We start from the raw sequence: 4876 nt of genomic DNA, 5'->3' as shown, positions 1-4876 counted from the left end.
CTTTTAGTTTTGTTCACAACTTCTCAATAGTGCGCGTGTGGCTTGATAACGGCGATCAGTCTGTAGCATTTCCCAAGTCATAGAGCGTCGTGCACGAAGACATTGTAATCGATGGCTGTTGGCGCGCATGAAGACTGTTTGGCGACCAATATTATCCAACACCTCAATCACCGCGCTACGATCATGACATATGAGCATCAGATCGCAACCCGCGTGCAATGCACTTTTCACTCGATAGGGCATATCCCCAACCACATGCGCTCCTTGCATGCACAAATCGTCCGAGACGATCGCTCGGTCAAACCGCATCTCTTGGCGCAATATGTTTTGAATCCAAAACCTGGAAAAGCCAATCGGCACCTGGTCGCAGGCCTCTATCACAATATGCGCTGGCATAATGGCATCCAATATTTCCGATAAAGCAAAAAACGGTTCCGCTTCCTGACGCCAAAAATGCCAATCCCTTCGATCGATAGGGATTGCCAAATGGGAATCTTCTGGCACGGCACCATGCCCAGGGAAATGCTTGCCGACGGCAGCAGCACCGGCCTCATGTAATCCTTGGATAAAAGGCCGGGCAAGACGAATCACCTCATCTGTTGAGCCACCAAACGCTCTATCCCCGATCACTTGACTCACGCCATGGTCAATATCGAGCACTGGCGCGAAACTAAAGTCAACACCGCTTGCCAATACCTCAGACGCCAGCAAGTAGCCAACATCGGCAGAAAGCGCCTCAGGAGAGACTGCCTGTGCTTCGGCCAACGCCGCAATGCTTCTCATCGCAGGAATACGGGTATAGCCCTGTCGCAATCGCTGGACTCGGCCTCCTTCCTGATCAACCGCAATCAACAGCTCCGGACGAAGTCGCTTGATTTCCCTTGTGAGCGCAGTGACCTGTTCAGCATCGATGATATTTTTAGCAAAAAGGATAACCCCTGCGACGAAAGGATGACGTAACAGATCAACCTCTTCTTCAGATAATTGGGGGCCGTTGATGTCAAACATCAGCATGGACGAAGGACCTTATTGGGAACGTGGCCTATAATCTTATCGCCTAACGACTAATTTTTGGCAAGTCCTTGCAGCATGGCTTTTTTCATGTAGGGATTGATCGGGTATTTGCCAAGCCACGCACGCAAAAAAGCATCGTAGAATGCCTTGCCCGGAATCACCTTGAGCAATTTTTGGTTAATATAGACCCTTGTGCCCTGCCCCGGGATAAAATCAATCCAGACGCTATCGCCTTTTTTCAACTCATGATCACGCCAAATATCAAGGAATGCCTGGACCTGGCCATGGATCTTCTCCAGCGTTTCTGGCGGATTATTAATTGCAAGCCCTTGCTCAAAACTTTGACGCAAATTCGCCGAACTGATGGCCGAAGTTTTACAAATCAAAAATATTCGCTTGGCGCCCTTTGCGTTGATGACAGTTTCAACGTCTGTTGCCGGAACTGTGAGATACAAACCACCTACATAGACTGGGTGCGCGGCAAAACGACGTACGGCAGCCCCGTTAAGCTTGACAGGCTCATGCTCAGCCGAAAGCCGGACCATCTCTTGTAGCCGCACGCCACCCACGTCAATGGGAAGTGCTGGAAGCGCGACCAAACAAGATAAAGCAATGACAACTCGCCAAGCCATTTATCACCCCTGCTGTGCGTTACCAATCACCGGGTGACAAATCCGTTGCTTCCCGACTGCTCAACTTCCAATTAACCAAAATAAGAAGAAAATATCAAGGAACAATGTCACAAAAGCTCGCAAAGGGATGGTCAGAGTCATAGAATAGTCAGGGCTAAATAATTCAAAGAACATAAACAAGTCATTCAATGGAGCCGAGTCATGAAACACATCGCTAAATCTGTTTTGGCATCCTTGATTGCCACCGTTGCACTGGTGGGTTGTGGAGATAAGGACGACCACTCAAAGAGTCACGCAGCTGTAACACCAAGGCAAGCGAGCAGCACCACTCAAGTCGCTACGACCGAGCACACACAGCAACCGACAGTCGATGAAGCACGTGCTTTTATCCAGCGAGCCGAACAACAGCTCGCAACGGAAACCGTCCGAGCCAGCCGTGCCGCTTGGGTGGCAGCCAATTTTATTACCGTCGACACGCAAAAAATCAGTGCCGAAGCCAATGAGCGTCTCACCGCCCTGACTGTGGCGTTGGCCAATGAAGCCAAGCGATTTAATGGCTTAAATCTGCCAGAAACACTACGCCGTAAACTTGAAGCACTCAAACTTGCGCTGACATTACCCGCACCTGCGGATCAAGCCAAGACCAAAGAGTTGGCAACACTCGCTTCGGAACTTGAAGCGATGTACGGTTCCGGCAAGTATTGTAAAGCAGGCACATGCCGCGACTTAGGTCAGTTATCGGAAATATTGGCCACGTCAGATGACCCTGCCGCCATGCTTGATGCGTGGGTTGGCTGGCGTACCATTGCGACACCGATGAAGCCGAAGTATCAACGGCTGGTTGAGCTGGCAAACGAAGGTGCTCAAGCGTTGGGTTATGCCGACCTCGGCGTAATGTGGCGCTCTAAGTATGACATGCCGCCGGATGCGTTTGCGGCTGAGCTCGACCGGCTTTGGGAACAAGTGAAACCTCTTTACACTTCGCTGCATTGCTACGTCCGCGGCGAACTTAACGAACGCTATGGGGATCAAGTGGTTCCCCCAACCGGCCCCATCCCCGCGCATTTGCTTGGCAACATGTGGGCACAGCACTGGGGTAACATTTACGACAAAGTGAAACCGGACGTTCCTGACACGTCACTCGATCTTACGCAAATCCTCCGTAAAAACGGCTATGACTTTACCCCTGGCGATCGTGCACAAGAACTCGCGGCTGCCAAAAAAATGGTGCGCACGGCTGAAAACTTTTTTGTCTCACTGGGTTTTGAGCCCTTGCCGAAAACGTTTTGGGAACGTTCACTTTTCTTAAAACCTCGAGATCGCGATGTGGTATGCCATGCGTCGGCATGGGACATCGACAACAAAGATGACGTGCGCATCAAAATGTGTATCAAAATCAACGGTGAGGATTTCGTCACCATTCATCACGAACTAGGACACAACTTTTACCAACGCGCCTATCAGCACCAGTCGCCGCTTTTTCAAGGGAGCGCAAACGATGGTTTTCATGAAGCGGCTGGCGATTTGATTGCGTTGAGCATCACACCAGAATATCTGCGCAAAATCGATCTCATTGACCAAGTGCCGGACAACGAGAATCCGGTTCCCCAACTCATGCGAATGGCCCTCGAAAAAGTCGCATTTCTGCCATTTGGCTTGCTGGTCGACAAATGGCGCTGGCAAGTGTTTTCAGGAGAATTATCGCCTGCGACCTATAATGATGGCTGGTGGAAATTACGGGAATACTATCAAGGCATCAAAGCGCCAGTACAAAGACCAGCGGATGCTTTCGATCCCGGTGCCAAATACCATATTCCAGCCAATACCCCTTACGCACGCTACTTCCTAGCGCATATATTGCAGTTCCAATGGCACCGCGACTTATGTCGGCAAATGGGTTACGAAGGCCCGTTGTATAAGTGCTCGATATACGGCAATAAAGAAGTGGGCGCCAAAATTCAAAAAATGTTTGCCATGGGCATGTCCCGACCGTGGCCGGAAGCACTCGAAGTGATTTCTGGCACGCGTCGCATGGATGCTTCTGCGCTGCTTGAATACTTCGAACCATTGAAAGTCTGGTTGGACGCACAGAACCAAGCAAAAGGTAGGCAATGCGGATGGTAAAATTGTGCCTCCCCATAGGTGTTCTAATGGCTGGCGTGGCCTGCTCCACGCCGCCCCCTCAACAACATACCTTCTGTACCCAATTGACGGTGCCGAATCCGGGTTGGCATGTTGCATTCGCGCACGCTTTTCAGTGCGAAGATAGCGTCTTGCTACAAGCCAGACTGCTGAATCACGGTGGCATTCAGCCACAAGTGCTAACGACACGAAACCTCTGTGTCACGGTCAGCTTGGCTGATGACAGTCCGCAGATTAATCGTGTGGTATGGCAGTTTTCGGGCAAGACTTGGCGTTGGGTCGCTGGCAGCAAGGAGCATACCTACGTTGATACGCTCGCTACCCCGGCAGGCTGCCATCGACTGACAGCCCACCCTGAACCATTGTCACAGGGAAGCGGCTAAGCGAACGCCTTGGTTGATAGCCCGTTTCGCATCAAGTTCAGCGGCAAGTTCCGCCCCGCCGATTAAATGGACTGGTTTGTCACCATCCCGAAGTTCATGATAGAGGCGATTTTCCGATAATTGGCCTGTGCACAATACGATGTGATCCACATCAAGCACCATGTCCTTGTCACCACGCCGTATATGTAGACCAGCATCGTCGATCTTCACATATTGGACGCCCGCCATCATCTGCACTCCCCGATGTCGCAAACTACTGCGGTGTATCCAGCCCGTGGTTTTGCCAAGATTGGCGCCAGGTCGGGTGGTCTTGCGCTGCATTAAATAAATGGTCCGGGGTGATTTTTCTGGGTGTGGTGTCGTCACACCACCGGGCTTCGACAGGGTTGGGTCGACCCCCCATTCTTCCATCCATTTTTCAGGGTGCAAAGTCACAGACTCTCCCGGTTCTGCCAAAAATTCCGCCACATCAAAGCCGATACCGCCAGCGCCAATGATGGCCACTTTCTCACCAACTTCGACTTCGCGAAGCAAAACTTGTGGATACGTCAACACTTTCGGGTGATCAATCCCGGGGATATCTGGAATGCGCGGCACAACACCTGTGGCAACGACAATCTCATCAAAGTCGCTGTTGCGAAGTTCTTCAGCAGTCACCTCAGTATTTAGCCTCAGATCAACGCCTGTCTCTTTGATACGTTCTCG

5 protein-coding genes are annotated in these 4876 nt (G+C 51.1%); 2 read left to right on the top strand and 3 right to left on the bottom strand.

The features are described 5' to 3' along the window. Positions 1-3 precede the first annotated feature (3 nt). The gene (locus D6694_15095) at positions 4-1014 is read right to left on the bottom strand and encodes a beta-N-acetylhexosaminidase (GenBank protein ID RMH34700.1); all 1011 of its coding nucleotides are present in this window, start codon (positions 1012-1014) and stop codon (positions 4-6) included. A gap of 50 nt (positions 1015-1064) precedes the next feature. Beyond that, the gene (locus tag D6694_15090; protein RMH34699.1) at positions 1065-1646 is read right to left on the bottom strand and encodes a hypothetical protein; all 582 of its coding nucleotides are present in this window, start codon (positions 1644-1646) and stop codon (positions 1065-1067) included. 201 nt (positions 1647-1847) lie between these two features. Here D6694_15090 and D6694_15085 point away from each other — a divergent pair, with 201 nt between their 5' ends. Both D6694_15085 and D6694_15080 read left to right on the top strand, forming a co-directional pair. Then, positions 1848-3770 (top strand): peptidase M2 family protein, encoded by a 1923-nt coding sequence (locus D6694_15085; GenBank protein ID RMH34698.1) that lies wholly within the window; start codon positions 1848-1850, stop codon positions 3768-3770. A gap of 26 nt (positions 3771-3796) precedes the next feature. Further along, positions 3797-4171 carry a hypothetical protein gene (locus D6694_15080; protein ID RMH34697.1) on the top strand — a complete coding sequence of 125 codons (375 nt, stop codon included), beginning with the start codon at positions 3797-3799 and terminating at the stop codon, positions 4169-4171. Here the strand turns inward: D6694_15080 and fadH are convergent. Next, positions 4154-4876 (bottom strand): NADPH-dependent 2,4-dienoyl-CoA reductase (gene fadH, locus D6694_15075; GenBank protein RMH34696.1); only part of this gene is annotated, 723 nt, incomplete at its 5' end. The genes D6694_15080 and fadH overlap by 18 nt on opposite strands.

It is taken from the genome of Gammaproteobacteria bacterium (genome assembly GCA_003696665.1).
Taxonomy (GTDB): domain Bacteria; phylum Pseudomonadota; class Gammaproteobacteria; order Enterobacterales.
This window is presented reverse-complemented; position numbering and strand designations above follow the sequence as displayed.